The sequence below is a fragment of the Xanthomonas prunicola genome (assembly GCF_025266575.1).
GTDB classification, from domain to species: domain Bacteria; phylum Pseudomonadota; class Gammaproteobacteria; order Xanthomonadales; family Xanthomonadaceae; genus Xanthomonas; species Xanthomonas prunicola.
On the sequence record NZ_CP096142.1, the window covers coordinates 3,891,452 to 3,915,574 of the forward strand.

Annotated in this window: 18 protein-coding genes; 11 read left to right on the forward strand and 7 right to left on the reverse strand. The window is 64.5% G+C overall.

Annotated features, from left to right (window positions below; translation table 11 throughout):
* Complete coding sequence (gene pilB, locus M0D43_RS16690) at positions 1 to 1,737, forward strand: type IV-A pilus assembly ATPase PilB (RefSeq protein WP_252162276.1); 1,737 nt, start codon at positions 1 to 3, stop codon at positions 1,735 to 1,737.
* Positions 1,738 to 1,804: 67 nt separating this feature from the next.
* The gene (locus tag M0D43_RS16695; RefSeq protein WP_260807379.1) at positions 1,805 to 1,924 is read left to right on the forward strand and encodes a pilus assembly protein; all 120 of its coding nucleotides are present in this window, start codon (positions 1,805 to 1,807) and stop codon (positions 1,922 to 1,924) included.
* 521 nt (positions 1,925 to 2,445) lie between these two features.
* On the opposite strand, the gene M0D43_RS16700 is transcribed toward M0D43_RS16695, so the two are convergent.
* Together M0D43_RS16700 and M0D43_RS16705 are read right to left on the reverse strand one after the other, a co-directional pair.
* Entirely contained in the window at positions 2,446 to 3,900 is a 1,455-nt protein-coding gene (locus M0D43_RS16700) for a sigma-54-dependent transcriptional regulator (RefSeq protein ID WP_313905435.1), read from the reverse strand.
* A 270-nt stretch (positions 3,901 to 4,170) separates the two neighbouring features.
* Positions 4,171 to 5,784, reverse strand: coding sequence for a sensor histidine kinase (locus M0D43_RS16705; protein WP_260807381.1), 1,614 nt, complete (start codon positions 5,782 to 5,784; stop codon positions 4,171 to 4,173).
* Positions 5,785 to 6,015: 231 nt separating this feature from the next.
* Between M0D43_RS16705 and sucC the strand changes: the two genes are divergently transcribed.
* From sucC to M0D43_RS16730, 5 genes are all read left to right on the forward strand, one after another.
* Positions 6,016 to 7,185 carry an ADP-forming succinate--CoA ligase subunit beta gene (gene sucC / locus M0D43_RS16710; RefSeq protein ID WP_101361865.1) on the forward strand — a complete coding sequence of 390 codons (1,170 nt, stop codon included), beginning with the start codon at positions 6,016 to 6,018 and terminating at the stop codon, positions 7,183 to 7,185.
* 24 nt (positions 7,186 to 7,209) lie between these two features.
* Positions 7,210 to 8,085: a succinate--CoA ligase subunit alpha gene (gene sucD, locus M0D43_RS16715; protein WP_011038208.1), complete on the forward strand. Its 876-nt coding sequence runs from the start codon at positions 7,210 to 7,212 to the stop codon at positions 8,083 to 8,085.
* Between the two features lie 405 nt (positions 8,086 to 8,490).
* Positions 8,491 to 8,862 carry an endonuclease domain-containing protein gene (locus tag M0D43_RS16720; protein WP_252162277.1) on the forward strand — a complete coding sequence of 124 codons (372 nt, stop codon included), beginning with the start codon at positions 8,491 to 8,493 and terminating at the stop codon, positions 8,860 to 8,862.
* Between the two features lie 22 nt (positions 8,863 to 8,884).
* The gene (locus M0D43_RS16725; protein ID WP_252162278.1) at positions 8,885 to 10,525 is read left to right on the forward strand and encodes an NAD+ synthase; all 1,641 of its coding nucleotides are present in this window, start codon (positions 8,885 to 8,887) and stop codon (positions 10,523 to 10,525) included.
* Positions 10,526 to 10,750: 225 nt separating this feature from the next.
* Positions 10,751 to 11,206 carry an HIT family protein gene (locus M0D43_RS16730; protein WP_252162279.1) on the forward strand — a complete coding sequence of 152 codons (456 nt, stop codon included), beginning with the start codon at positions 10,751 to 10,753 and terminating at the stop codon, positions 11,204 to 11,206.
* A gap of 216 nt (positions 11,207 to 11,422) precedes the next feature.
* Here M0D43_RS16730 and M0D43_RS16735 read toward each other — a convergent pair whose 3' ends face one another.
* Complete coding sequence (locus tag M0D43_RS16735; protein ID WP_101361862.1) at positions 11,423 to 12,304, reverse strand: outer membrane protein assembly factor BamD; 882 nt, start codon at positions 12,302 to 12,304, stop codon at positions 11,423 to 11,425.
* 120 nt (positions 12,305 to 12,424) lie between these two features.
* Between M0D43_RS16735 and rluD the strand changes: the two genes are divergently transcribed.
* From rluD to M0D43_RS16755, 4 genes are read left to right on the forward strand one after another with little or no spacing between them, the layout of a single operon-like run.
* On the forward strand, positions 12,425 to 13,420 hold the full coding sequence (gene rluD / locus M0D43_RS16740) for a 23S rRNA pseudouridine(1911/1915/1917) synthase RluD (protein ID WP_260807382.1): 996 nt from the start codon (positions 12,425 to 12,427) through the stop codon (positions 13,418 to 13,420).
* A gap of 1 nt (position 13,421) precedes the next feature.
* Positions 13,422 to 14,234 carry a peptidoglycan editing factor PgeF gene (gene pgeF / locus M0D43_RS16745; RefSeq protein WP_252162280.1) on the forward strand — a complete coding sequence of 271 codons (813 nt, stop codon included), beginning with the start codon at positions 13,422 to 13,424 and terminating at the stop codon, positions 14,232 to 14,234.
* Entirely contained in the window at positions 14,231 to 14,776 is a 546-nt protein-coding gene (locus M0D43_RS16750) for a DUF4166 domain-containing protein (protein ID WP_252165101.1), read from the forward strand. The genes pgeF and M0D43_RS16750 overlap by 4 nt, the downstream gene beginning before the upstream one ends.
* A gap of 1 nt (position 14,777) precedes the next feature.
* Positions 14,778 to 15,182, forward strand: a complete 405-nt coding sequence (locus M0D43_RS16755) for a thiol-disulfide oxidoreductase DCC family protein (RefSeq protein ID WP_252165102.1) — start codon at positions 14,778 to 14,780, stop codon at positions 15,180 to 15,182.
* A gap of 123 nt (positions 15,183 to 15,305) precedes the next feature.
* Here the strand turns inward: M0D43_RS16755 and M0D43_RS16760 are convergent, their stop codons facing one another.
* From M0D43_RS16760 to M0D43_RS16775, 4 genes are all read right to left on the reverse strand, one after another.
* Positions 15,306 to 17,174: a methyl-accepting chemotaxis protein gene (locus M0D43_RS16760; protein ID WP_252162281.1), complete on the reverse strand. Its 1,869-nt coding sequence runs from the start codon at positions 17,172 to 17,174 to the stop codon at positions 15,306 to 15,308.
* A 710-nt stretch (positions 17,175 to 17,884) separates the two neighbouring features.
* Complete coding sequence (locus M0D43_RS16765; protein ID WP_260808284.1) at positions 17,885 to 20,323, reverse strand: glucose/quinate/shikimate family membrane-bound PQQ-dependent dehydrogenase; 2,439 nt, start codon at positions 20,321 to 20,323, stop codon at positions 17,885 to 17,887.
* A gap of 641 nt (positions 20,324 to 20,964) precedes the next feature.
* A complete protein-coding gene (otsA, locus tag M0D43_RS16770) occupies positions 20,965 to 22,332 on the reverse strand; it encodes an alpha,alpha-trehalose-phosphate synthase (UDP-forming) (protein WP_252162282.1) in 1,368 nt (455 codons plus the stop codon).
* A complete protein-coding gene (locus tag M0D43_RS16775) occupies positions 22,329 to 24,107 on the reverse strand; it encodes a glycoside hydrolase family 15 protein (RefSeq protein WP_252162283.1) in 1,779 nt (592 codons plus the stop codon). The genes otsA and M0D43_RS16775 overlap by 4 nt, the downstream gene beginning before the upstream one ends.
* Between the last annotated feature and the right edge of the window lie 16 nt (positions 24,108 to 24,123).

Below are 24,123 nucleotides of genomic sequence, written 5' to 3' on the forward strand. Positions count from 1 at the left end.
ATGAATTCAGTAGCTACCACCAACCTCGTTGGCATCACCGGCATCGCTCGTCGCCTTGTGCAGGATGGCGCCCTGGAGGAAGCCGCTGCGCGGACGGCAATGGAACAGGCGGCCGCTGCCAAGGTGCCGCTGCCGCAGTGGTTTGCCGAGAAGAAGCTGGTGTCGGCGTCGCAGCTGGCGGCGGCCAATGCCTTGGAATTCGGCATGCCGCTGATGGATGTGTCTGTATTCGACGCTAGCCAGAACGCGGTCAAGCTGGTCAGCGAGGAGTTGCTCCAGAAGTACCAGGTGCTGCCGCTGTTCAAGCGCGGCAACCGGTTGTTCGTGGGGGTGAGCAACCCGACCCAGACCCGGGCGCTGGACGATATCAAGTTCCATACGAACCTGGTGGTCGAGGCTATCCTGGTGGACGAGGACCAGATTCGTCGCACCTTGGAGCAGTGGCAGGCCAATAACGCTTCGTTTGGCTCGTCAATGGGGGACGACGACGACGAAATGGGGGAGCTGGACGTCTCCACCGGGGACGAGGACATGGGCGCCGGCGGGGATTCCGGGGTCGATGCCAAAGGCGACGACACGCCGGTGGTGAAGTTCGTCAACAAGGTGCTGGTGGATGCGATCCGGCGTGGAGCCTCCGACATCCATTTCGAGCCCTATGAAGACGATTACCGGGTGCGCTTGCGGATCGATGGCCTGCTGAAGAATGTGGCCAAGGCGCCGGTCAAGCTGAGCCAGCGCATCGCCGCCCGCCTGAAGGTGATGTCGCAGCTGGATATCGCCGAGAAGCGGGTGCCGCAGGACGGGCGCATCAAGCTCAACCTGTCCAAGACCAAGCAGATCGACTTCCGCGTGAGCACCTTGCCGACCCTGTTCGGCGAGAAGGTGGTGCTGCGTATTCTGGACGGCAGCGCAGCCAAGCTGGGCATCGAGAAGCTGGGCTACGAGGCGGACCAGCAGAAGCTGTTCCTGGATGCGATCCACAAGCCCTACGGCATGGTGCTGGTGACCGGGCCGACCGGTTCCGGCAAGACGGTGTCGCTGTATACGGCCTTGGGCATCCTCAACGACGAGACGCGCAACATCTCCACCGCCGAGGATCCGGTGGAAATCCGCCTGCCCGGCGTCAATCAGGTCCAGCAGAACAACAAGCGCGGCATGACGTTTGCCGCGGCCTTGCGCTCGTTCCTGCGCCAGGACCCGGACATCATCATGGTCGGCGAAATCCGCGACCTGGAGACTGCCGAGATTGCGATCAAGGCGGCGCAGACCGGCCACATGGTGCTATCGACGCTGCACACCAACGATGCACCGCAGACCATCGCGCGCTTGATGAACATGGGCATTGCGCCGTACAACATCACTTCGTCGGTGACCCTGGTGATCGCGCAGCGTCTGGCGCGTCGGTTGTGCAACAACTGCAAGCGTAAGTCGACCTTGCCCGAGCATGCGTTGCTGGCCGAAGGCTTCACGCCGGCGCAGATCGCTGCCGGTATCGAACTGTACGAGGCGGTCGGTTGCGACGAGTGCACCGAAGGCTACAAGGGCCGTACCGGTATCTATCAGGTGATGCCGATGACCGACGAGATCGGCGCGATCGTGCTGGAAGGCGGCAATGCGATGCAGATCGCCGAGGCCGCGCAAAGTATCGGCATCCGTGATCTGCGCCAGTCGGCCTTGATGAAGGCCGCGCATGGGGTGACCAGCCTGGCCGAGATCAATCGGGTGACCAAGGACTGAGCGCCCTCATCCGCCCTTCGGGCACCTTCTCCCGCGGGCGGGAGAAGGGAGTTTTGTCGGCGTTGTGTTGCAGGCAGATGTTCTGCTGATTTGCCTCGGTATCCGCGGTTTGCGCCAGTCGGCCTTGATGAAGGCCGCGCATGGGGTGACCAGCCTGGCCGAGATCAATCGGGTGACCAAGGACTGAGCGCCCTCATCCGCCCTTCGGGCACCTTCTCCCGCAGGCGGGAGAAGGGAGCTTTGTCGACGTTGTGTTGCAGGCAGGTGCTCTGCTGATTTGCCTCGGTATCCGCGGTTTGCGCCAGTCGGCCTTGATGAGGGCCGCGCATGGGGTGACCAGCCTGGCCGAGATCCATCGGGTGACCAAGGACTGAGCGCCCTCATCTGCCCTTCGGGCACCTTCTCCCGCGGGCGGGAGAAGGGCATGTAGCGTGCTGTGTGTTGCGGGATGTTGGTGCCTTGAGCCGCCCTCGGGCAGTTTCTTGCGGGACTTGAAAAGGCTGGGCGGCGGGGAGTCGAATCGGGGATTGGAGAATCGATGGCGAGCCGTGCGTGCGCTGATATCGACTTGGCTTTGGCCCCACGGGAGCAATCGAAGCTGTAACGCCTTCCCGATTCCCGATTCCCGATTCCCGATTCCCGATTCCCGACTCCCGACTCCCCCAATCCCAACCCAAATCCCAATCCCAATCCCCAATCCCGGCCTCCCTACTCCATCCCCAACTTCTTGAGCTTGTAACGCAGCGCCCGAAACGTGATGCCCAGCTGCGCGGCGGTCTTGGTCTTGTTCCAGCGGTTTTCTTCCAGCGCCTTCTGGATCGCGGCGCGTTCCAGTTGCTCGATGTAGGAGGGTAGGGCGGCCGAGGCGGGGTCGATGTCGACCACGGCTTCGCGCGGTTCGACGGCGGCGCTGCCGGGCGTGGCGGCGAGGCGGTGCCCGCCGTGGGCAGGCAGGCGCAGGTCGGTGGCGCTGATCTGGTCGTCTTCGGCCAGGGCAAGGGCGCGTTCGAGGATGTTTTCCAGTTCGCGCACGTTGCCGGGGAAGCCGTAGTGATTCAGTGCGTCTAGCGCGGATTGGGTCAGCAGTGGAATGGGGCGGCCGTGACCGTGCGCCAGGCGCGCGATGATGGCAGCGGCCAGTTGCGGCAAGTCGCCGCCGCGTTCGCGCAGCGGTGGCACGCGCAGTTCGATCACGTTGATGCGGTAGTACAGGTCATGCCGAAAGCGGCCGTCGGAGACCAGGTCGCCCAGGTCCTTGTGGGTGGCCGAGAGAATGCGCACATCCACCAGCGATTCGCTGGAGGCGCCAACCGGGCGCACCGACTTTTCCTGGATGGCGCGCAGCAGCTTGACCTGCATCTGCAACGGCAATTCGGCCACTTCGTCCAGGAACAACGTACCGCCGTGGGCGGCCTGGAATAGCCCGGGCTTGTCGGCATGCGCGCCGGTGAAGCTGCCTTTCTTGTGGCCGAAGAATTCGCTTTCCATCAGCTCGGCGGGAATGGCGCCGCAGTTGACCGGCACGAACGGGCCGGCGGCACGTGCGCCTTGCTCGTGGATAGTGCGTGCGACCAGCTCCTTGCCCACGCCCGATTCACCGACGATGTAAACCGGCGCCTGGCTGCGCGCGACCTTGCCGATGGTGGCGCGCAGGCTTTCCATGGCGCTGGAGTCGCCGAGCAGGCGGCTGGCCTGTTCCGGTGGTGGCGCGGGCGGAGCGGGGCGGTCGCGGTTGTTCAATTCCAGTGCGTGCTTGACCAGGCCGCGCAGCACGCCGATGTCGACCGGCTTGCTGACGAAATCGAAGGCGCCGGCTTTCAGCGCTTCCACTGCCAGGTCCATGCTGCCGAACGCGGTGATCATCGCCACCGGGGTCTGCGGGTACTGTCTGGCGATTTCGGTGACCAGTTCGATGCCATTGCCGTCAGGCAAGCGCATGTCGGTCAGGCACAGATCGTAGGGATTGTTCGCCAGCAATTCGCGGGCTTCGGCCAGATTGGCGGCGGTGCTGATGCGCAGCCCCATGCGGCCCAGGGTGAGAACAAGCAACTCGCGGATATCACGCTCGTCATCGACAACCAGGGCGCTTTTGGGTTCGTTCATGGGACGCACGATAGCCCAGCGTGATGATGGTCGACAATTGTCGACCGGGTCGCGGCTCAACGATTCCCCTGCAGCGCAGGGGCATCCATGTGGTTTTTTGAGCGTTTGCGACGAGCAGATGCCAGTCGGCGAAGGGGGCGTGTCCAAGGGCAGCGTTTTCGAACGGATCTGCTGACGAGAGCCTCATCCGCCCACGCCCGCGCGACCTGACAGCCTGTTGCTGCGGGGCATTGGCATCGTCGGTGACTGCGATTTTCTGGTATCGGACAACCTGCGCGATCGACTCGATATCACCACATCAGATATCCCACCCAGCCGACAGCCGAGCACTCACTTCCGAAGTAATCCGTTTGGCCCCTGCAACGAAATCCGGAAACACGCGCCGCCGCCGGGGATCGAGACGTACTCCAGTTGTGCCTGGTTGGCGCGGCAGAGTTCCTGGGCGATGTACAAGCCCAGGCCAGTGCCGTGTTCGGAGGTGGTATAGAACGGGCGGAACAGCTGCGCGGCGACGGCTTCGGGGATGCCGGGGCCGCGGTCCACGACATCGATCACCGCCATGCGCTCAAGGCGTTCGACGCGCAACTTGACCCGTGCCGGTTCATCCATCACCCGACCGTACTTGAGTGCGTTGTGGACCAGCGCGGTGAGGATCTGGTGCAGATGCTTGGGGTCGACCAGGGCATGCACCGAGCTGCCCTGGATGCTGGCCTCCAGGATGTCGGTCTCCATGGACAAGGTCTGCCGGTACTCGACCACGAAGCGCCGCACGAATACGGCCAGATCCAGGTTGTCAGGGGTGGCGCGTTCCCGGCGCGCCAGTGCGAGCACGCTTTCGACGATGCCGTTGGTGCGCTGACATTGCTGATGAATGATCTGCAGCAGGCGACGGTCGGCATCGCCGATGTCCGGCGACTCCTCCAGCAACTGCGAGGCGTAGCTGATTGCGGCCAGCGGGTTGCGAATCTCGTGCGCCAGGCTGGCCGAAAAGCGCCCCATCGCCGACAACGTCAGCGATTCGGCGCGACGCGACACCACCGTGGCGTCGTCCAGAAACACCAGCACCAGGTCGCTGTCGGCGAGCAGGCGCACGAAGCGCGGCTGCACTTCCGGGCGGTCGGCGCCGAGTTGCAGCGGGGCTTCTTCCTGGCGCCAGCCACTACGCCAGCGCTGTAGCCGGCGGGCCAGTTCCGGGGTGAGCGTCACCAGCGATAGGTCGGCCGGCGCATTGCGTGGGTCGCCATCGCCAAGCAGGGCCAGTGCCGCCTCGTTGGCCAGCGAGATGCGGTTATGCGCATCCACCACCAGGACACCGGTGCGCATGCGCCGGATGATCAGCTCGTTGATCTCATACAGATTGGCGACCTGCGCACCGCGCTCTTCGGCCAAGACCTGGTTGCGGCGCGCGCGCGAGGCGATCTGCTCGCAGATGAAGGCCACTGCGACGTAGCTGGTGGCAAACATCGCAAGCTCCGCGACCGGGCGGGTGGTGCCGCCGCCCTCGAGCAGGGTCCACAGGTATTCCAGCAGGATGGCCGCGCTGGCGAGCACGGCGATGCTCATGCCGTAGCGCAGCCGTAGCAGGATCGAGGCGGCCGCCACGTTGAACAGCAGCATCATCGCAATGCCGGCGCTGGCCCCTGGCAGCGCATGCGTGGCCAGGGTTGCGGCCAGGATGTCGGCCACCACCGCGCATAACACGGTCGCAGTGAGGCGGCGTTCGCTGCGGCCCCAGAACAGCAGCGGGATCGCCAGGCACAGGTAGCCGATCGCCACGCTGGCGGCCAGGTGCGGGTAGCGCGGTTCGGGGATGGCATCGGACAAGGGGCTGAACACCAGTGCGGCGATCAGGCCGGCGACCAGCACCCGGTACAACGAAAAAAAGTACAGCTCGCGCTGCGGCGCGGACTGGATCCGGGCGATGAGCGATGCGATGGATGCCAAGCCGATTTCCCGCTGGAGCGAGTCGCGAGTATAGGCAGGTGCGCGGTCTGCGCAGCGCTTGTACACAGAGCCGGTCCGCGCGCAAGCGCTCCGATCAGGCCGCCGATCCCGGCGAATTTTGCGCCGCACGGCGTGGTCGGCCACAATAGGCGGCCCGTTCGCGTCCCATGACGTGCCGCCCCGGCGGTCTGCGTTGCACGCAGCGGTCGTTTCCTTTTCCCACGGTGACGCATGAATTTCCACGAATACCAGTCAAAACAGCTGCTTGCCGAGTACGGCATCCCCGTTCCGGCCGGCAAGGTCGCGGCGACCCCGGACGAAGCGGTTGAAGTCGCCAATTCCCTGGGCAAGGGGCCCTGGATGGTGAAAGCGCAGATCCACGCGGGCGGCCGCGGTAAGGCTGGCGGCGTCAAGTTCTGCAAGACCACCGACGACGTGAAGGCCGCAGCGGCCAAGATGCTCGGCACCAAGATGTCCACCTACCAGACCGCCGGCGTCGAGCTGCCGATCAATCTGGTGCTGGTGACCACCGCCGGCGAGATCGTCAAGGAGCTGTACCTGTCGATCCTGGTCGACCGCGGCACCAAGACCATCACCTACATCGCCTCGAGCGAGGGTGGCGTGGAGATCGAGCAGGTTGCGGCCGAAACGCCGGAACTGATCCACGCGCTCAACGTCGATTTCGTCGAAGGCGTGCAGGGCTACCACGGCCGCGATTTCGGCTTCAAGCTCGGCCTGACCGCCAAGCAGGCCGGCCAGTTCGCCAGCATCATGGTGAACCTGTACAAGCTGTTCAACGAAAAGGATCTGGCGCTGGTTGAAATCAACCCGCTGGCGATCCTGGACGACGGCAACCTGTACGCGCTGGACGGCAAGTTCGACAGCGACGACAACGCCGCGTTCCGTCAGAAGCAGTTGATCGCCATGCGCGACAAGACGCAGGAAGACGAGACCGAAGTCACCGCCTCGGAGCTGGACATCAACTACGTCACCATGGACGGCAACATCGGTTGCATGGTCAACGGTGCCGGTCTGGCCATGGCTACCATGGACGTCATCAAGCTCAACGGCGGCGAGCCGGCGAACTTCCTGGACGTGGGCGGCGGTGCCAACAAGCAGCGCGTCATCGAAGCGTTCAAGCTGATCCTGTCCTCGGACAAGGTCGAAGGCATCTTCGTCAACATCTTCGGCGGCATCGTCCGCTGCGACATGATTGCCGAAGGCATCATCGCCGCGGTCAAGGAAGTGGGCGTCAAGGTTCCGGTCGTGGTGCGCCTGGAAGGCACCAACGTGGAAGAAGGCAAGCAGCTGCTGCGCGACAGCGGCATGGCCATCATCCCGGCCGACAACATCAACGACGGCGCCAAGAAAGTCGTTGAAGCTGTCAAGAACGCCGCCTGATCCACGACACCGAAGGAACTATCCATGTCCGTTTTGATTAACAAGAACACCAAGGTGATCGTGCAGGGCTTCACCGGCCAGCAGGGCACCTTCCACGCCACTCAGATGATCGAGTACGGCACCCAGGTCGTCGGCGGCGTGACCCCCGGCAAGGGCGGCACCACGCATATCGACCTGCCGGTGTTCAACACCGTGGCCGACGCCGTGCAGAGCACCGGCGCCGATGCCTCGGTGATCTACGTGCCGCCGCCGTATGCGGCCGACGCGATCCTGGAAGCGGCTGCGGCCGGCATCAAGGTCATCGTCTGCATTACCGAGGGCATCCCGGTGCTGGACATGCTGCGCGTCAAGAACGTGCTGACCCGTTCGCATCCGGACACCGTGCTGATCGGGCCGAACTGCCCCGGCGTGATCACTCCGGGCGAGTGCAAGATCGGCATCATGCCGGGCCACATCCACAAGCCGGGCAAGATCGGCATCGTGTCGCGTTCGGGCACCCTGACCTATGAAGCGGTCAAGCAGACCACCGAAGTGGGCCTGGGCCAGAGCACCTGCATCGGGATCGGTGGCGACCCGATCAACGGCCTGAACTTCGTCGACTGCCTCAAGCTGTTCAACGAAGACCCGCAGACCGAAGGCATCATCATGGTCGGCGAAATCGGTGGCGACGCCGAGGAAGCCGGTGCCGAGTACATCAAGCAGTTCGTCAAGAAGCCGGTGGTCGGCTTCATCGCCGGTGCGTCGGCTCCGGCCGGCAAGCGCATGGGCCACGCCGGTGCCATCGCATCGGGCGGCAAGGGCACGGCCGAAGGCAAGTTCGCGGCGATGGAAGCCGCTGGCGTCAAGACCGTCCGTTCGCCGGGCGATCTGGGGGCGGCGATTGCTGCGCTGGTGAAGTAAGCACGCCCCACGCGCAAGCGTGTGAGCGTCAGAAAGGCCGCCTTCGGGCGGCCTTTTTGTTGGTGCTTGGGAGCTTGCCCTCATCCGCCCTTCGGGCACCTTCTCCCGCAGGCGGGAGAAGGGAGGGGCAAGCGCAGGTGTGAGTGTTGTGGCGGTAGGAGTTACAACTGTGCAGCAGCGGCAGAAGCAGAAGGAGAAGGAGAAGGAGAAGGAGAAGGAGAAGGAGCGTTAGGTCAGACGCAGACCGATCCACCGGCTGCCGTTTGCCTTGGATTTTCCCTCTCCCGCTTGCGGGAGAGGGGCGGGGGTGAGGGCAGCTTTCCTTACATCCCCAACAGCCGCAGCCGATAGTGAGCAGCGGCGCTCCACACCAAGCTGTGAGCTCTCCAGACCTGGGAGCTCCCGATGCGCACCGGTGAAAAAATCCGCTTTGCAAAAACCTTGCGGCGCGAGATGACCGCCGCCGAGCGTGTGCTTTGGTACCGCCTGCGTGATCGGCGTCTGTTGGGATTCAAGTTCCGCAGGCAGTGTCCGGTGGGCCCATATGTCGCCGATTTCGCCTGCCTGGAACGCGCGCTGATCGTGGAACTAGACGGCAGCCAACATCTGGATGCGCCCTCCGATGCCGCGCGCGAGGCCTTCCTGGACCGCAAGGGCTTCCAGCTGCTGCGCTTCTGGAATAATGAGGTGCTGGTGCGCACCGACGCTGTCTGCGACGCGATTGCGCAACGGCTCTGCGTTGCCTGCTTCTCTCTTCCTCCTTCCGGCGTTCGGTAGGAATCTGCAAAAGGCTGCCGATATGTCCCAGACCCTCCGCATCGCCATGGCCCAGTTCGACTTCCCGGTCGGTGCCGTGACGCAGAACACCGATCGCATCATCGAGTACATCGCCGCAGCGCGCGACGAGTTCGATGCCGACATCGTGCTGTTTCCCGAACTGGCGATCAGCGGCTACCCGCCGGAAGATCTGCTGTTGCGGCCCGGCTTTCTGGCCCATTGCGAGCAGGCGTTGGCACGGATTGCGGCTGCCACGTGCGGCATCGTTGCAGTAGTCGGCTGGCCGCAAAGCGCCGGCAGCGTGGTCTACAACGCCGCCAGCGTGCTGCGCGACGGGCGGATCGAGGCAACTTACCGCAAACGCGAATTGCCCAACTACGCGGTGTTCGACGAGCGCCGCTATTTCGACGTAGATCCGGATGGCGACAACTGCGTCGTCACGGTCAAGGGCGTGCAGGTGGGCGTGGTGATCTGCGAAGACCTCTGGTTTGCCGAGCCGCTGGCCAACACCGTCAAGGCCGGCGCCGAATTGGTGCTGGTGCCCAACGCCTCGCCGTACGAGCGCGGCAAGCACGCACAACGCGATGCGTTGCTGGCCGAACGCACGCGCGAGAGCGGAGCGGCCATTGCCTATCTCAACGTGGTCGGCGGGCAGGACGCGCTGGTGTTCGATGGCGCCTCGGTGGTGGCCGATGGCGATGGCACCGTGCATCCGGCCGCCGCCGCCTTTGTCGATCAATGGCTGGTGGTGGACTACGCCGCCGGCGAGCGCCGCTTCACCCCGGTGGCCTGGGTGGACGATGGCGACGAGAGCATGGACGCGCTGGCCTGGCGCGCGGTGGTGCGTGGCCTGCAGGATTACTGCCGCAAGAACGGCTTCAGCAAGGTGTGGCTGGGGCTGTCCGGCGGTATCGATTCGGCGCTGGTACTGGCGATGGCGGTCGATGCGCTGGGCGGCGATAACGTCACCGCCGTGCGGCTGCCGTCGCGCTACACCGCCGGTCTGTCCAACGATCTGGCCGAGGAGCAATGCCGTGCGATGGGCGTGAAGCTGGAAACCATCGCGATCGAGCCGGCCTTCGAAGGCTTGCTCGCCGCGTTGGGCCCGATGTTCGAGGGCACCCAGCCGGATATCACCGAAGAAAATCTGCAGTCGCGCAGCCGTGGTGTGATCCTGATGGCGCTGTCCAACAAGTTCGGCGGGCTACTGCTGACCACCGGCAACAAGAGCGAGTACGCGGTGGGCTACGCCACCATTTACGGCGATATGTGCGGTGGCTACGCGCCGCTGAAGGATCTGTACAAGACCGAAGTGTTCGGCCTGGCGAAATGGCGCAACACCGTCGGCGGTGCGCCGGTCATTCCGCCAGCGGTGATCTCGCGTCCGCCATCGGCCGAGTTGCGCGACAACCAGACCGACCAGGATTCGCTGCCGCCCTACGATGTGCTCGACGGCATCCTGTACCGCTATGTCGACCAGGAGCAGTCGCGCGATGAGATCGTCGCCGCCGGTTATGCGGCCGACACCGTCGAACATGTGCTGCGGTTGGTGCGAATCAACGAATGGAAGCGCCATCAGGCCGCGCCCGGGCCGAAGGTGTCGCGGCGCGCGTTCGGTCGCGAGCGGCGTTACCCGATCACCAATGGGTATCGCGGCCAATGAGGCCCCGCTTGCGGCGCGCGCGGCAATGCGGCGCCGCTGTCTGCCTGGTTCCACGCTGGGGTTGGGCGCCGATGAGGTTCGGCAGGCCCGGCCTGCCGAACGCGGGCGAACCGGTGGAAGGCATGCGCGAGGCCATACATGCCGAAGACGCGAAGTCTTGCGCCAAGCGCCACGCATTAGGGCCGTCCGGTACAGTTCGCAAACCAGCAATGAGATTTCACCGGTATGGAAGATTGTATTTTTTGTTCAATCGTCAGTGGCAAACTGCCCGCCCATAAAATCTGGGAGGATGAAAAGCATTTAGCCTTTCTTTCTATTTTTCCTAATACTCCCGGTTTTAGCGTGGTGATCACTAAAGAGCATCGTCCGAGCTACATATTCGAGCTTCAAGATGCCGTCCTCTCGGATCTGATGATCGCGGCAAAGACAGTCGCTCTGCGCCTGGACAAAGCCTTTGATGATGTGGGGCGTACGGGGTGCATTATGGAAGGCTTTGGGATCAATCACGCGCACGTCAAACTCTTTCCGATGCACGGAACCGCAGGTGCGTGGAGGTCCATCAAATCGAATGTCGACAAATACTTTCCGAGATACGAAGGCTATATTTCTTCTCACGATCACCGCCGTGCAGACGATGAAGCATTGGCCCGGTTAGCGGCGCGCATTCGCAGCTTGAGCTAGGTGCGTAGCGCGACGATCAACGCATCAAGTTCGCTCTCCAGATCGTGGATGCAGCTCATCGGGTTTCATGGAGGCTGTCCAGTACGGCAGTTCGATGCGGCCACCGGTGAGCTGGTGGCTGGCGCGCGTGGCTGTGGCCTGCATCACACCGGCAGGAACTGTGCAAAACAAGGGGCCTTCCGGCCCCTTGCTGCACTCATGCGACGATCGAAGATCTCAGTCGCGGTTCATCTGCGCATTGCGCTGACCGGTGGCGGCAGACTTCTCGCCGGCAAACGGGTTGAGCTTGCGGATGGCCCAAGGGTACTTCGGCCAGTTGCCGGTCAGCCATGGGTGCTGCGGGTCGTTGAGCTCCAGCACGCGGCGTGCGTCGGCCGCCAGGGTCTTGTTGCCCAGGTGCGTGTAGGCCTCGGCCAGCACCGCAACGGCGTCATATTGATAGGCGCTCTGCGGATAGGTTTCCAGCAGGTAGTTGGCGCGGCCGGCAGCAGACACCCAGGCATCGCGCCGCAGGTAGTACAGCGCGTTGTCCAGCTCGTGCTGGGCAAACACGTCGCGCAGCTCGATCATCCGCTTGCGCGCGTCGGCCGCGTAGCGGCTGTTCGGGTAGCGGTCGGTGACGGTATTGAAGTCGTTATAGGCCTGCTGCGGCGACGACAGGTCGCGACGGCTCGGGTCCAGCGACCACACGCGACGCAAGAACACCGTGTCGCGGTTGCTGTTGGCCAGCCCGCGCAGGTAGTACAGATACGAGATGTTGCGGTGGGTCGGGTAGGTCCGGATGAAGCGGTCGACGCTGGACACGGTGTCGTCGTGCTTGCCGGCCTTGTACTGGGCGTAGGCGCTTTCGATCATCGCCTGCTCGGTGTACGGGCCGTACGGGTACTGGGCGATCAGGCGCTTGAAGCTGGCTTCGGCGCCAGACCAGTTACCCTTCTCCATCAAATTGTGGGCCTTGCCGTAGAGCTGCTCGACCGGCATGCCCTCGTCGGGATTCTTGTCCTTGGCACCGCGGTGGCAGCCGGTGACGACGAACGCCATGACCAGCATGAGGGCAATCAGGCGCGCAGGCGCGGAAAACGTGGACCGTCGGATCATGGGTCTGGGCAGGACGCATCAGGAAAACGAGAGCGCGATGATAGCCTAGTGGCCTGTCCGGCGACTGACTCTTGCCGCCCGGACCCCCAAATTCCCGCTTTTGCCTGAGTGCCCGTGTCCATGTCCGACCCATCTGCCGCCCCCCTCGACCCGTCCATCCGCCAGGCGATCGTGCCCGATAACGCCGCCGGACGCCGGTTCGATGCGGTGCTGGCCGAGCTGTTCCCCGAATTCTCGCGCTCGCGGCTGTCGGAGTGGATCAAGTCCGGCGACGCGCTGCTGGATGGCGCCATGGCGCGCCCACGCGACACCTTGCGCGGCGGCGAAAGCGTGCAGGTGCAGGTGGTGCTGGAAACCCAGACCCACGCCGCGCCGCAGGACATCCCGCTGAGCGTGCTGTACGAAGACGAGCAGGTGCTGGTGATCGACAAGCCGGCCGGCCTGGTGGTGCATCCGGGCGCCGGCAATCCGGATGGCACCCTGGTCAACGCGCTGCTGTTCCGGGACCCGGCGCTGGCGGCGGTGCCGCGCGCTGGTGTAGTGCACCGCCTGGACAAGGACACCAGTGGCGTAATGGTGGTGGCGCGTACCGTGCAGGCGCAGACCGCGTTGGTGGAGCAGCTGTCTGCGCGTGACGTGCATCGCCAGTATCTGGCGGTCGTGGTCGGTGCGCTGGTCTCCGGCGGCACCGCCAATGCGCCGATCGACCGTCACCCGCGCGACCGCCTGAAGATGGCGGTACGCGACGACGGCCGCGATGCGGTGACCCATTACCGCCTGCGCGAGCGCTTCCGCGCGCACACCGCGCTGGAGTGCCGGCTGGAAACCGGGCGCACCCATCAGATCCGCGTGCACATGGCGCACCTGAAATCACCGATCGTCGGCGACCCGCTGTACGGCGGCGCGCTCAAGCTGCCCAAGGGTGCCACCGACGAGCTGGTGCACGAACTGCGTACCTTCAAGCGCCAGGCGCTACATGCCGAAACCCTGGAATTCCTGCATCCGGTCAGCGGCGAACCGGTCCGCGCCAGCGCGCCGGTGCCGGCCGATCTGCAGCGCCTGATGACCGCGCTGCGCGAGGACAGCGCACGCGCAGCCGAGATGGCACGCCGCTGAGGTGGCCGTGCCCGCGCCCTTCATCCTGCCGGCGGACTGGCCAGCGCCGCCGCGTATCCGCGCGCTGACCACGCTGCGGCATGGGCTGGGCGGCTCGCTGGCGCCGTTCGACACGCTCAACCTCGGCAATCGCAACAGTGCCGATGGCGATACGCCCGAGCAGGTGGAGCGCAATCGGGCACAGCTGGTCCAGGCGCTGGCGTTGCCGAGCGTGCCGCACTGGCTGCGACAGGTGCACGGTGTGGACGTGGTGCGGGTAGACCCACCACCGGCTGCGCCCGGGCCAACGGGTGGCGCAGCGAATCAGCCACCCGGCGCGCGCGAACCGGTGGCCGATGCTGCAGTGACGTCGGTGCCTGGCGTGGTGCTGGCGATCCTCACCGCCGATTGCCTGCCGGTCGTGTTCGCTGCCGCCGACGGCAGCGAAGTGGCCGCCGCGCATGCCGGCTGGCGCGGGTTGGCCGATGGCATGCTGGAGCGCAGCGTGGCCGCCATGCGCACGCCTGCGTCGCGGCTGATCGCATGGCTGGGGCCGGCAGCCGGACCGCAGGCGTATGAAATCGGTCAGGACGTGTTCGACGCCTTCGTCGCCGACGATGCACAAGCGCAGGCCGCCTTCAGCGCCACGCGGCCGGGGCATTGGCGGGTGGATCTGTATGCGCTGGCGCGCCAGCGCCTGCTGCGTGCCGGCGTGCCAGCCAATGCGATCCATGGCGGCGGGCTGTGCACCATTTCCGATCCGCAACGCTTCTTTTCGCATCGCCGCGATCGTCGCAGCGGACGCATGGCTACGCTGGCCTGGATCACGCCCTGAGCACGCCGTTGTTTGCGCAGGTAGTGGGCCAGGCTGCGTTTGCGCAGCTGCCTGCGCCGGTGCGTGCGCTGCATTCGGTGCAGCAGCGGCAGACCTTTGTAGGAACGGCGCAGATCCAGCGCGGCCGCCACGCCTTGGTACCGTTGCTGGCGCTGTTGAGCCGGTTGCCGCGCAGTGGCGAGGTGGATGTCGAGGTGGAATTTCTGGTCGACGCGCACGGCGAGCGTTGGCATCGGCGGTTTGCTGGGTTGCCGATGTATTCGCGGTTATGGCGGCAGGGCGGCGCACTGCGCGAGCACCTGGGGGCGGTACGTTTCGAATTCGCGCTACGTGCCGATGCCGACGCGTTGTACTGGCAGGCCACGCGCGTGTGGGCGTTCGGCGTGATTCCGCTACCCGCGCGCTGGTTCGAGCAGGTGCGTTGCCGGGAACATGCCGACACCGGCCGCTATGGATTTTTCGTCGACGTGCACCTGCCGCTGGTGGGGCCGTTCATTCGCTACGAGGGTTGGCTTGAGCCAGGTTCAATCGCCGCAGGTTGATATGCGCAGTGCGCCGGCCACCATCGTGTTCGATGGCGTGTGCCTGCTGTGCAATGGCTGGGTCAAGTTCCTGCTGCGCCACGATCGGCGCAGGCGTTATCGCTTTGCCGCGATGCAGGGGCAAGCCGGGCGCACGCTGCTGCTGCAGCATGGGCTGGATCCCGATGATCCGTTGTCGTTTCTGCTGGTGGACGATACCGGAGCATGGACCGACAGCGATGCCATCGTGCGCGTGCTGGCGGGATTGGGTGGCTTGTGGCGCGTGGTCACCGTGTTGCGCGTGGTGCCACGCGGCCTGCGCGATATCGGTTACCGCCTGATCGCACGCAACCGCTATCGCTGGTTCGGCCGGACCGAGCACTGCATGCTGCCCACACCCGAGCAGCGCACGCGGTTTCTGGATTGACCCTCACTGCCGGCAAGCCATCTCCGCGTAGGAGCGCATCTGTGCGCAGGCGGCCTTACCGGCAATGCTTCCTCGCGCCCGAGGGCGCTCCCACGGTGATGTGCGATGCGCTGTGCTGGCGTCTTATGCCGCCGCGCTTTTGAAACGTGCGCGCACGCCATTCGGGTTGCCGCTGTGCGCAGGCTGCAGGCGGAAGATCGACACTGCATCGGCCAGTTGCACGGCCTGTTCTTCCAGGCTGCGCGCGGCGGCGGTGGCTTCTTCCACCAGCGCGGCATTGCGTTGGGTCACTTCGTCCAGCTGCGCGACCGTGCGGTTGACCTGCTCGATGCCGCTGGATTGCTCGGCACTGGCCGAGGTGATCTCGCTCATGATGTCGGTGACGTGTTTGACCGAGCCGACGATCTCGCGCATGGTCGCGCCGGCGCGGTGCACCAGGCCCGAACCCAGCTCCACCTTGTCGGTGGAATCGGCGATCAGCGTCTTGATTTCCTTGGCCGCATCGGCCGAGCGCCTTGCCAACGCACGCACTTCCGATGCCACCACGGCAAAACCGCGGCCCTGTTCGCCGGCACGTGCGGCTTCTACCGCAGCGTTGAGCGCCAGGATATTGGTCTGGAACGCGATGCTGTCGATGACGCCGATGATCTCGCCGATCTTGCGCGAGGCAGTGCTGATCTGGCCCATGGTGGCGACCACGTCGTCCATCACCTGGCCGCCACTCTGCGCCACTTCGCCGGTACCTACGACCAGGCGATTGGCTTGCAGTGCGTTCTCGGCGTTTTGCTTCACGGTGGAGGTGAGCTCTTCCATCGAGCTTGCGGTTTCTTCCAGGTTGGCCGCCTGCTGCTCGGTGCGTTCGGACAGGTCCGTGTTGCCGGCGGCGATTTCCACTGCGGCCTGGCCAATGGTGTCCGATGCGCTCTGGATGCCGCCGATGATTTCGGTCAGGCGGGTGACGGTCTGGTTGGTGTCGTCGCGCAGACGCGCGAAGATGCCATGCGCATCGCCGTCCACGCGCTGGGTGAGGTCACCTTCGGCCAGCGCAGCGATCACGCGGGCCAACGCGCTCAGATGAATTTCCACCGAGTCGTAGATGCGGTTGATGCCTTGCGCCAGGGTTGACAGCACGCCATCCATGCCATCGATCTGCATGCGATGGCTGAAATCGCCGGCGGCGGCGTCGTCGATGATCTGGATCAGCGCCTGCTCCGCGTTGACCTGCGCGGTGACGTCCATCCACTGCGCGATGGTGCCAAGTTTGCTGCCATCGGCGGCAATGATCGGGCTGTAGACGAAGTCGATCTGGCGGCCAAAGAACGGCGCACGCACGGCTTTTGAGGCGTTCAATGCGCGCATGCGATCGATCGCAGCCTGGCTGTCCGGATAGATGTCGCCGATGCTGCCGCCGACGAAGCCTTCGGCGTGGAAGGTGGGACGGAAGCTCTGCACATCCGGCTCGATCAGCTTGAGCATGGCGAGCAGCTTGCGGTTGGCGAACAACACCTGGCCATCGTCGTCTGCGATGCGGATCATGGTGTCCAGATCGTCGAGCGCCTTGATCACGAACTGGCCATGGCGCAGGCCTTGTTCCATCACATCGATACGGATGGCGAGCTTGTCCTGGGCATCCTGCAGCGCATGCAGCAGCGGTGCGAGTTCGCCGGAGGCGTTGCGCAGGTCCAGACGCTGGGAGCGCCCTTCGCCGATTGCCACCGCCGTGCGCACGGCTTGCTGCAGCTGCGCAGCGTGACGCCGGCGCGCCCACCACCAGAGGCCGGCGCTTGCCGCGCCCAGCACCAGCAGGGCGGGCAGCAAGCGTCCTAGCCCGCTCAGAAAGCCGCCGGGCAACAGCGTGGCGGCGTACCAGGTGAGCAAAGCCAGCAGCCCGATGTGTGCAGCGGCAGGCAGCCATGCAGTCCAGGTGGTGCGCGCAACGTGTCGACCGGCAGGCGGTTGGGCAACGAGGGCGGCATCGCGTGGGGGCACCATAGGCTGAGTCCGACTGAGGGGTCTGATATAGGGAGCGGTATCCGGCAGTCCGTGGGCTGCAGTGTGGTATCGGCGGCTGAGCCCGAATAATGAAGGTGTGAAGGCGCCGTTCGTCCGAATGTGACACTCAGGTCCCGAAAAACCTTGATGTCATTGATATGGAAGCGATTTCGGTGAGGCCGTGTATGTACACTGGACGTGATCAGGCGCCTGAAACGCCAATTTGATTGTAAATTCTGAGTGAAAAATAGACCCTTACGGCGAACACCCGGCAGCTCGGGCGACGTGCCGTCTGTCGCGGACGCGCCCCTTCAAGGGTGGTGATGGCTCGGTTATCGACGACGCGCGCGATGCTGTCGGACGCCCACTCCGCTGCATGGAATCGCCGGCTGGATGGCTGCGTAGCGCAGCGAGGTCCGACGCTCAGACCAGTCAGCGACAGTGCGGTGGCCGCGCCTTAGACGCCTGTGCGGGAGCATTTGCTTCGCACCACCTGTTCAATCGCATCGTGAGATTCACCCACAAAAAACCGGCCGTCTCGCGACGACCGGTTTTATCGAGTGCATCCGTCAGCGCAGGGCCGACGGCGCGCTAGCCGAGGGTCAGACCGCCGCTAGGCGGATGATGCGCGGTGGCCGACGCAGTGCTGACGGCATGCGGTTCTGCGGACCAGCACACCTCCTGGCTGCACGACACGTCGAGCGCCGCCATTACTTGGCAGGCGCGGCCTGCGCATCGTCCGGCAGAGCCCAGGCGATGACGCTGTCGCCCGACTTGGTTTCCATGCGGTCGTGTCCACCGACGGCAGCCACGATGTACTGCTTGCCGTTGATGGTGTAGCTCATCGGCGCTGCCTGGGGGCCGGCGGGGACACGGGTCTCCCAGACCTGCTTGCCGGTGCGGGTGTCGAAGCCGCGCATGAAGTCGTCCAGGGTCGCGCCGATGAAGGTCACGCCGCCGGCGGTGGCCAGCGAGCCGCTGTTGTTGGGCGTGCCGATCTCGAACTTGGTCTTGGACGGGATGCCCATCGGACCCTGGTCGTAACCGGTGCCCAGCGGACGGCGCCACAGCACCTGCTGCGTGCGCAGGTCCACACCGGCGATGTAGCCCCACGGCGGTGCCACGCACGGCGTGTTGAGCGGCGACATCCACGGTTCCTTGCGCGCGCCATAGGCCAGGCCCTTCTGTGCCATATAGCCGGGCGTCTTGCTCTTGCCGTCGAACACCGAGACCACGCCCAGCTCGTTCATTTTCTCGCGGGTATAGACCTGCAAGGTGTAGGGCAGGCGATTGCTGTTCATGACCATGATGCCGCGCTGCAGATCCACCGACACGCCGCCCCAGTTGATGCCGCCGTGGTTGCCGGTGAAGGCTAACGAGCCCTGCAAGGTCGGTGGGGTGAACATGCCTTCGTAACGCAGCTGCTTGAACTGGATGCGGCAGGCCAACTGGTCGAACGGGGTCATGCCCCAGGCATCGGATTCGATGATGGTCTCGTACTCACGGCTCGGCGCGCCCACGGTGTTGGGCATGCCTGGCGAAATCGGCTGAGTGGCCGCGGTCCAGTCGCCGTGATCGGTGCCCTGCGGCACGGCGATCTGCCTGACCGGCATGAGCGGGGCACCGGTGGCGCGGTCCAGCACGAACACCTGGCCGGACTTGGTGGCCTGGATCACCGCAGGACGCGTACCGCCGCCAGCAATCGGCCAATCGACCAGGTTCGGCTGCGGACCGATGTCATAATCCCACAGATCGTGGTTGACGGTACGGAAGTGCCAGCGCTCCTTGCCGGTGGCGGCATCCACCGCAACCAGCGAGGCGGTGTATTCCTCGTCCTGCGGGGTGCGGCCCTTGCCGAAGAAGTCGCCGGAGGCGTTGCCGGTGGGCAGGTAGACCAGGCCGAGCTCATCGTCGGCGGACATCAGCGACCAGACGTTCGGGGTCGAACGGGTGTAGGTCTGGCCGGCCGGCGGCTCGGCGGTGATCGCCGGGTTGCCAAGGTCCCAGGCCCAGCGCAGCTGGCCGGTGAGCGCGTCGAAGCCACGCACCACGCCCGACGGCGCATCGCCTTCCTGACCATCGCGGACCTGGCCGGTCGGCTGGATCACCACCCCGCGCATCACCACCGGCGGCGAGGTCGGGCCGACGAAGCCCGGCTTGGTGTTGCCGGTACCGGCATTCAGATCGACATAGCCGTTGTTGCCGAAGCTGGTGCAGAGCTTGCCGGTCTGCGCGTCCAGCGCGCCGAGGCGGCCATCGACCATCGGCCAGAAGATCCGGGTCGGGCACTCGGCGGTGCCCTCGGGCGCCTGGTAATACGACACACCACGGCAGGTGGTGGCAGCAACGCCAGCCATCGCCTTGGGGTTGGTCTGCGGATCGAAGCGCCAGCGCTCCTTGCCGTTGGCCGCTTCCACCGCAATCACCTTCTGGGTGGGGGTGCAGATGTAGAGCAGGTCGCCGATCTTGAGCGGGGTGTTCTGGAAGGCGTAGCCCAGCTTAGAGCCGGCCGGCTTCAGGTCGCCGGTATGGAATTCCCAGGCCACCTTGAGGTTCTTCACGTTGTCCGGGGTGATCTGCGCACCGGGCGTGTAGTGGTTGGACAGGTTGGAGCCGGCATAGGCGGTCCAGTTGCTGGCGTCGTGATTGGCCGCGACGTTGCCGTCGGGGCTGGGCACGGTGCCGCGGCTGAAGGCTGTCGCGCTGTCCGCCGGCAGCTTGGAGGCATCGGCCAGTTCGACATTGCGCGGCATCAGCAGCGGCCACAGGATCAGCGCGGCACCCAGGATCGGCAGCACGCCGGTCACCAGCGCATAGCCGGCACCGGGTAGCGGCGACATGCGCCGACGCGCCACGCCCCAGAACGGCAGCAACAGCAGACCGAGCACCGACATCATCGCCAGGCGCGGTACCAGACCCCAGCCATCCAGGCCCACTTCCCATAGCGCCCAGGCAATGGTACCGGCCAAGGTCGCGCCAAACAGCCACAGACCGGCACGCTTGCCCAGCGCGAGCAAGACGCCCGCCAGGAACAGGGCGATACCCGCGATCAGGTAATACCAGGAGCCACCGACGGCTACCAGGCGGCCACCTTCGTAGGCGAGCACCGCACCGAGCACGGCGATCACCACTGCATAGGCCACCAGCAACCAGGTGCCTAGCCGACGTTTTGAGGATTGATCAGTCATTTTGAGATGTCAGGAAGGACTCAGGCACCGGCGAGCGGTGGCGAGTCGTGGAGGGAGACAGATCGCAGGCGGCGAAGACGCGGCCGCAATCTAAATACGAACATCGAACGCTATGAACGCGCAGCCCCTCCCAGGGTCCTCAGCGCTAATCATGTGAATATTTTAGACCCCTGAGCGCCCTTTGTCCGTGACGGAATAGGAACCAGCGTTCCAGCCTGCATGTCTGGCACAGCCAAAACATGCAGATTTCGAGCACTTGGCACCATCTGCTGCCAGGTGTGTTGATAGACCTGGGTTGGACATTCGCTGCTATTGATCACGCCCGCGACTGTAGGGCAGGGCGTAACAGCGCAGGCGGTGTTGCCCAGCGACTGCCGTGTCGACTGCAACTGAACACTGTCGACGTCCGACGTTTTCCTACCTTTGCAGGCACGGTCGTTTCTATCGGACTTGGCAAGCGCTTGCTGCGTCGGCGTCAGGATGCGCTTTGTTGCGGAAAGCGCACAGCGTCATCGGTCACTGGCGGCCGCACCCGCCTCCACCCTTCGCGCACCTTCTCCCGCATCAAGGGGGACAATGTCCCGGTGGAAGAAGGGTGATGTCTAGACCTCGGAAAGCGCTTCTAGATAGCGCTGGCGCCAATGGTTGATGTTGTTCTTGCGCAAGTGATCCATCATTGCGTGCCAGCGTTCGATGCGGCTTGCCAGCGGCATGCTCGCTGCTGTCGCAATCGCGTCGGCCACGCCGTCCAGATCATGCGGATTGACCAGCAGCGCCTCCTTCATTTCGTCGGCCGCGCCGGCCAGCAATGAAAGCACCAGCACACCCGGATTTTCAGGGTCCTGCGCGGCGACGAATTCCTTGGCGACCAGGTTCATGCCATCGCGCAGCGGTGTCACCAGGCCTACCGATGCAGCGCGATAGAAACCGGTCAACGTTGCGTGGCTGAAGTTCTGGTTGACGTAGCGCAACGGCGTCCAGTCCGGCCCCGCATGCCCACCATTGATATGGCCGGCGATCTGTTCGAGCTGGCTGCGCAATTGCCGGTATTCGGTGACATCGCCGCGCGAGACCGGTGCGATCTGCAGATAGGTCAGGCTGCCGGATTGATCCGGGTACCGCTCCAGATAGCGCTCGAAGCCCTGGAAGCGTTCCGGCAGGCCCTTGGAATAATCCAGACGATCCACACCGATGGCCAGCTGCCGCCCGCGCAGACTCTCGCGCAGATCGCGTACCGCCTGCTTGCTGACAGACGCCTTTGCCTGATTGGCAATCAGGTCGGTGTCGATACCGATCGGGAACGACGAAGCCGTGAAGCGCCGTCCACCCGGGCCTTCGACCAGATCGCCTTCCAGAATGCGGCCGCCACCGAACAGGCGTACATACGCCTTGAAACGTTCGGCATCGCGCTGGGTCTGGAAGCCGACCAGGTCGTACGCATAGAACGTACTGAACAACCGCGCGTGATCGGGCATCGCCTGCACGAGATCGGCCGACGGCATCGGCACATGCAGGAAGAAGCCCATCTTGCAGCCCACCCCCAGTTCACGCAGCATCGCGCCGAGCGGAATCATGTGGTAATCGTGGATCCACAAGGTGTCGCTGTCTTTCAATAGCGGCGCCAGTTTTTCGGCAAATAGCCGATTGACGCGCATATAGCCTTCGCGGGTGGCGCGGTCGTAATCGACCAGATCCAGGCGAAAGTGCAGCAACGGCCACAACGTGCGGTTGGCAAAGCCGTTGTAGTAGGAGTCGATGTCGCGCTTGTTGAGGTCCATGGTGACGAAGGTGATGTCGCCTTCGGTCTGTTCGTGCATGCCGCCGCTGTCGCCGCGCACCGTCTTGCCGCTCCAGCCGAACCACACGCCACCGCGCTCTTTCAGCGCAGCCAACAGGCCAACGGCCAGGCCGCCAGCGCGATTTTCGCCGGGCACTGCAACACGGTTGGATACCACTACCAAACGACTCATGACGCCTCCTGCCAGCTCCGCGACAAGCGCATCGCTGCAATGATCAAGCCAACATGCGAATAGGTCTGAGGGAAATTGCCCCAGGCTTCGCCGTCTTCGAACGATAGGTCTTCCGACAGCAAGCCGAGGTGATTGCGGCGCGAAAGGATGCGCTCGAACAATTCACGCGCCTCGTCCTTGCGCCCGATCGCCGCCAGCGCATCGATGTACCAGAAGGTGCAAATGGTGAAGCTGGTTTCCGGCTCACCGAAGTCATCCGGTGCAATGTAGCGGTACAGCGCATCGCCATGCTTGAGCACGCGACCGACCGCTTCAACCGTACGAACGAAGCGGCTGTCGTCGTTGGCCACGATGCCGATGTCAGCCAACAGCAACAACGATGCATCCAGCCGATGGCCACCGAGCGTATCGGTGAAATGGCCGTGTTCGTCGCTCCAGGCCTCGTCCAACACGCGCTCGCGGATGCTGTCTGCGCGCTCGCGCCAGTAGGTGATGCGTTCGGGCAACGCCAGCCTGTCGGCGATCTTGGACAAGCGATCGCATGCTGCCCAGCACATTGCGGCGGTATAGGTATGCACTTCGGCGCGGCCGCGGAATTCCCACAGGCCAGCGTCGGGCACGTTATGCAATGCATAGGCGCGCTCACCTAGCGGCTCGAGGCGGCGGAAGGTATCTGCATCGCCCTGATCCTTCAGGCGCAGGTCGAAGAACAGCTGTGTGGACGCCAGCACCACGCTGCCATAGACATCGTGCTGCTGCTGGATCCACGCGAGGTTGCCGCGGCGTACCGGGCCCATGCCGCGGTAGCCATCCATCGTGGCGACTTCGTGTTCTTCCAATTGCGATTCGAAACCGATGCCGTACAGCGGCTGCATGGTGCCGTCGGCGGTGGCGATGTTGAAGATATAACCGATGAACTGCTCCATCGTGCGGGTGGCGCCAAGCCGGTTGAGCGCACGCACCACGAAGGCGGCATCGCGCAGCCAGCAATAGCGGTAATCCCAGTTGCGCGGGGTATTGGGCGCTTCCGGGATCGAGGTGGTCATCGCCGCGATGATGGCGCCGCTGTCTTCGTACTGGCACAACTTCAGCGTGATCGCACTGCGAATCACTGCCTCCTGCCAGTCCAGCGGAATGGAGAGATAACGCACCCATTCGCGCCAGTATTCTTCGGTGCGCTCCTGCGCTTCCTGCACATAGCCGGTGAGCGAACGGGTCAGCGATTCGTCCACACCCAGCACCAGATTGACCGGGTGGCTGAGCACGAATGGCAAACCATCGCGCACGAAGCGCACCGGCACATCGGTGGTCAGGCGCAGGGTGAATTCCGGCAACACCCAGCGAATATGATTGCTGCCCCACGTGGTGTCCGGCGTGCGGCCACCCCAGTCGGCCAGCGGGCGGGCGCGCACGATGATGCGCGGATTGCCGCTCAGCGGACGTATCTGGCGAATGATGCTCACTGGCCGATAGAAGCGCCCGTTGTTGCGCCAGCGTGGCGCAAAATCGATGACTTCGACTTCGCCGCCGTTACTGTCGCGCAACACGGTACGCAGCACGGCAGTATTCGGCAGGTAGTGCTGCTCGCTGCCGACGAAGTCTTCCAGTTCCACGGCGAAGTCGCCGCCTTCGGTCTTGGGCGAGAGCAGCGTGCAAAAGGCCGGATCGCCGTCAAATGCCGGCAGGCAACTCCACACCACACGAGCCTGCCGATCGACCAATGCACCAAAACTACAGTTGCCGATGACGCCCAGATCCAGGTTTGGCTCGGTCATGGAGTACAAACGATCC

Bases quoted from the DNA above. Each gene is read 5' to 3' on its own strand.
- pilB (WP_252162276.1), top strand. From the start codon at position 1: ATGAATTCAGTAGCTACCACCAACCTCGTTGGCATCACCGGCATCGCT.
- sucC (WP_101361865.1), top strand. From the start codon at position 6,016: ATGAATTTCCACGAATACCAGTCAAAACAGCTGCTTGCCGAGTACGGC.
- sucD (WP_011038208.1), top strand. From the start codon at position 7,210: ATGTCCGTTTTGATTAACAAGAACACCAAGGTGATCGTGCAGGGCTTC.
- M0D43_RS16720 (WP_252162277.1), top strand. From the start codon at position 8,491: ATGCGCACCGGTGAAAAAATCCGCTTTGCAAAAACCTTGCGGCGCGAG.
- M0D43_RS16725 (WP_252162278.1), top strand. From the start codon at position 8,885: ATGTCCCAGACCCTCCGCATCGCCATGGCCCAGTTCGACTTCCCGGTC.
- M0D43_RS16730 (WP_252162279.1), top strand. From the start codon at position 10,751: ATGGAAGATTGTATTTTTTGTTCAATCGTCAGTGGCAAACTGCCCGCC.
- M0D43_RS16735 (WP_101361862.1), bottom strand. From the start codon at position 12,304: ATGATCCGACGGTCCACGTTTTCCGCGCCTGCGCGCCTGATTGCCCTC.
- rluD (WP_260807382.1), top strand. From the start codon at position 12,425: ATGTCCGACCCATCTGCCGCCCCCCTCGACCCGTCCATCCGCCAGGCG.
- M0D43_RS16755 (WP_252165102.1), top strand. From the start codon at position 14,778: ATGCGCAGTGCGCCGGCCACCATCGTGTTCGATGGCGTGTGCCTGCTG.
- M0D43_RS16760 (WP_252162281.1), bottom strand. From the start codon at position 17,174: ATGGTGCCCCCACGCGATGCCGCCCTCGTTGCCCAACCGCCTGCCGGT.
- otsA (WP_252162282.1), bottom strand. From the start codon at position 22,332: ATGAGTCGTTTGGTAGTGGTATCCAACCGTGTTGCAGTGCCCGGCGAA.
- M0D43_RS16775 (WP_252162283.1), bottom strand. From the start codon at position 24,107: ATGACCGAGCCAAACCTGGATCTGGGCGTCATCGGCAACTGTAGTTTT.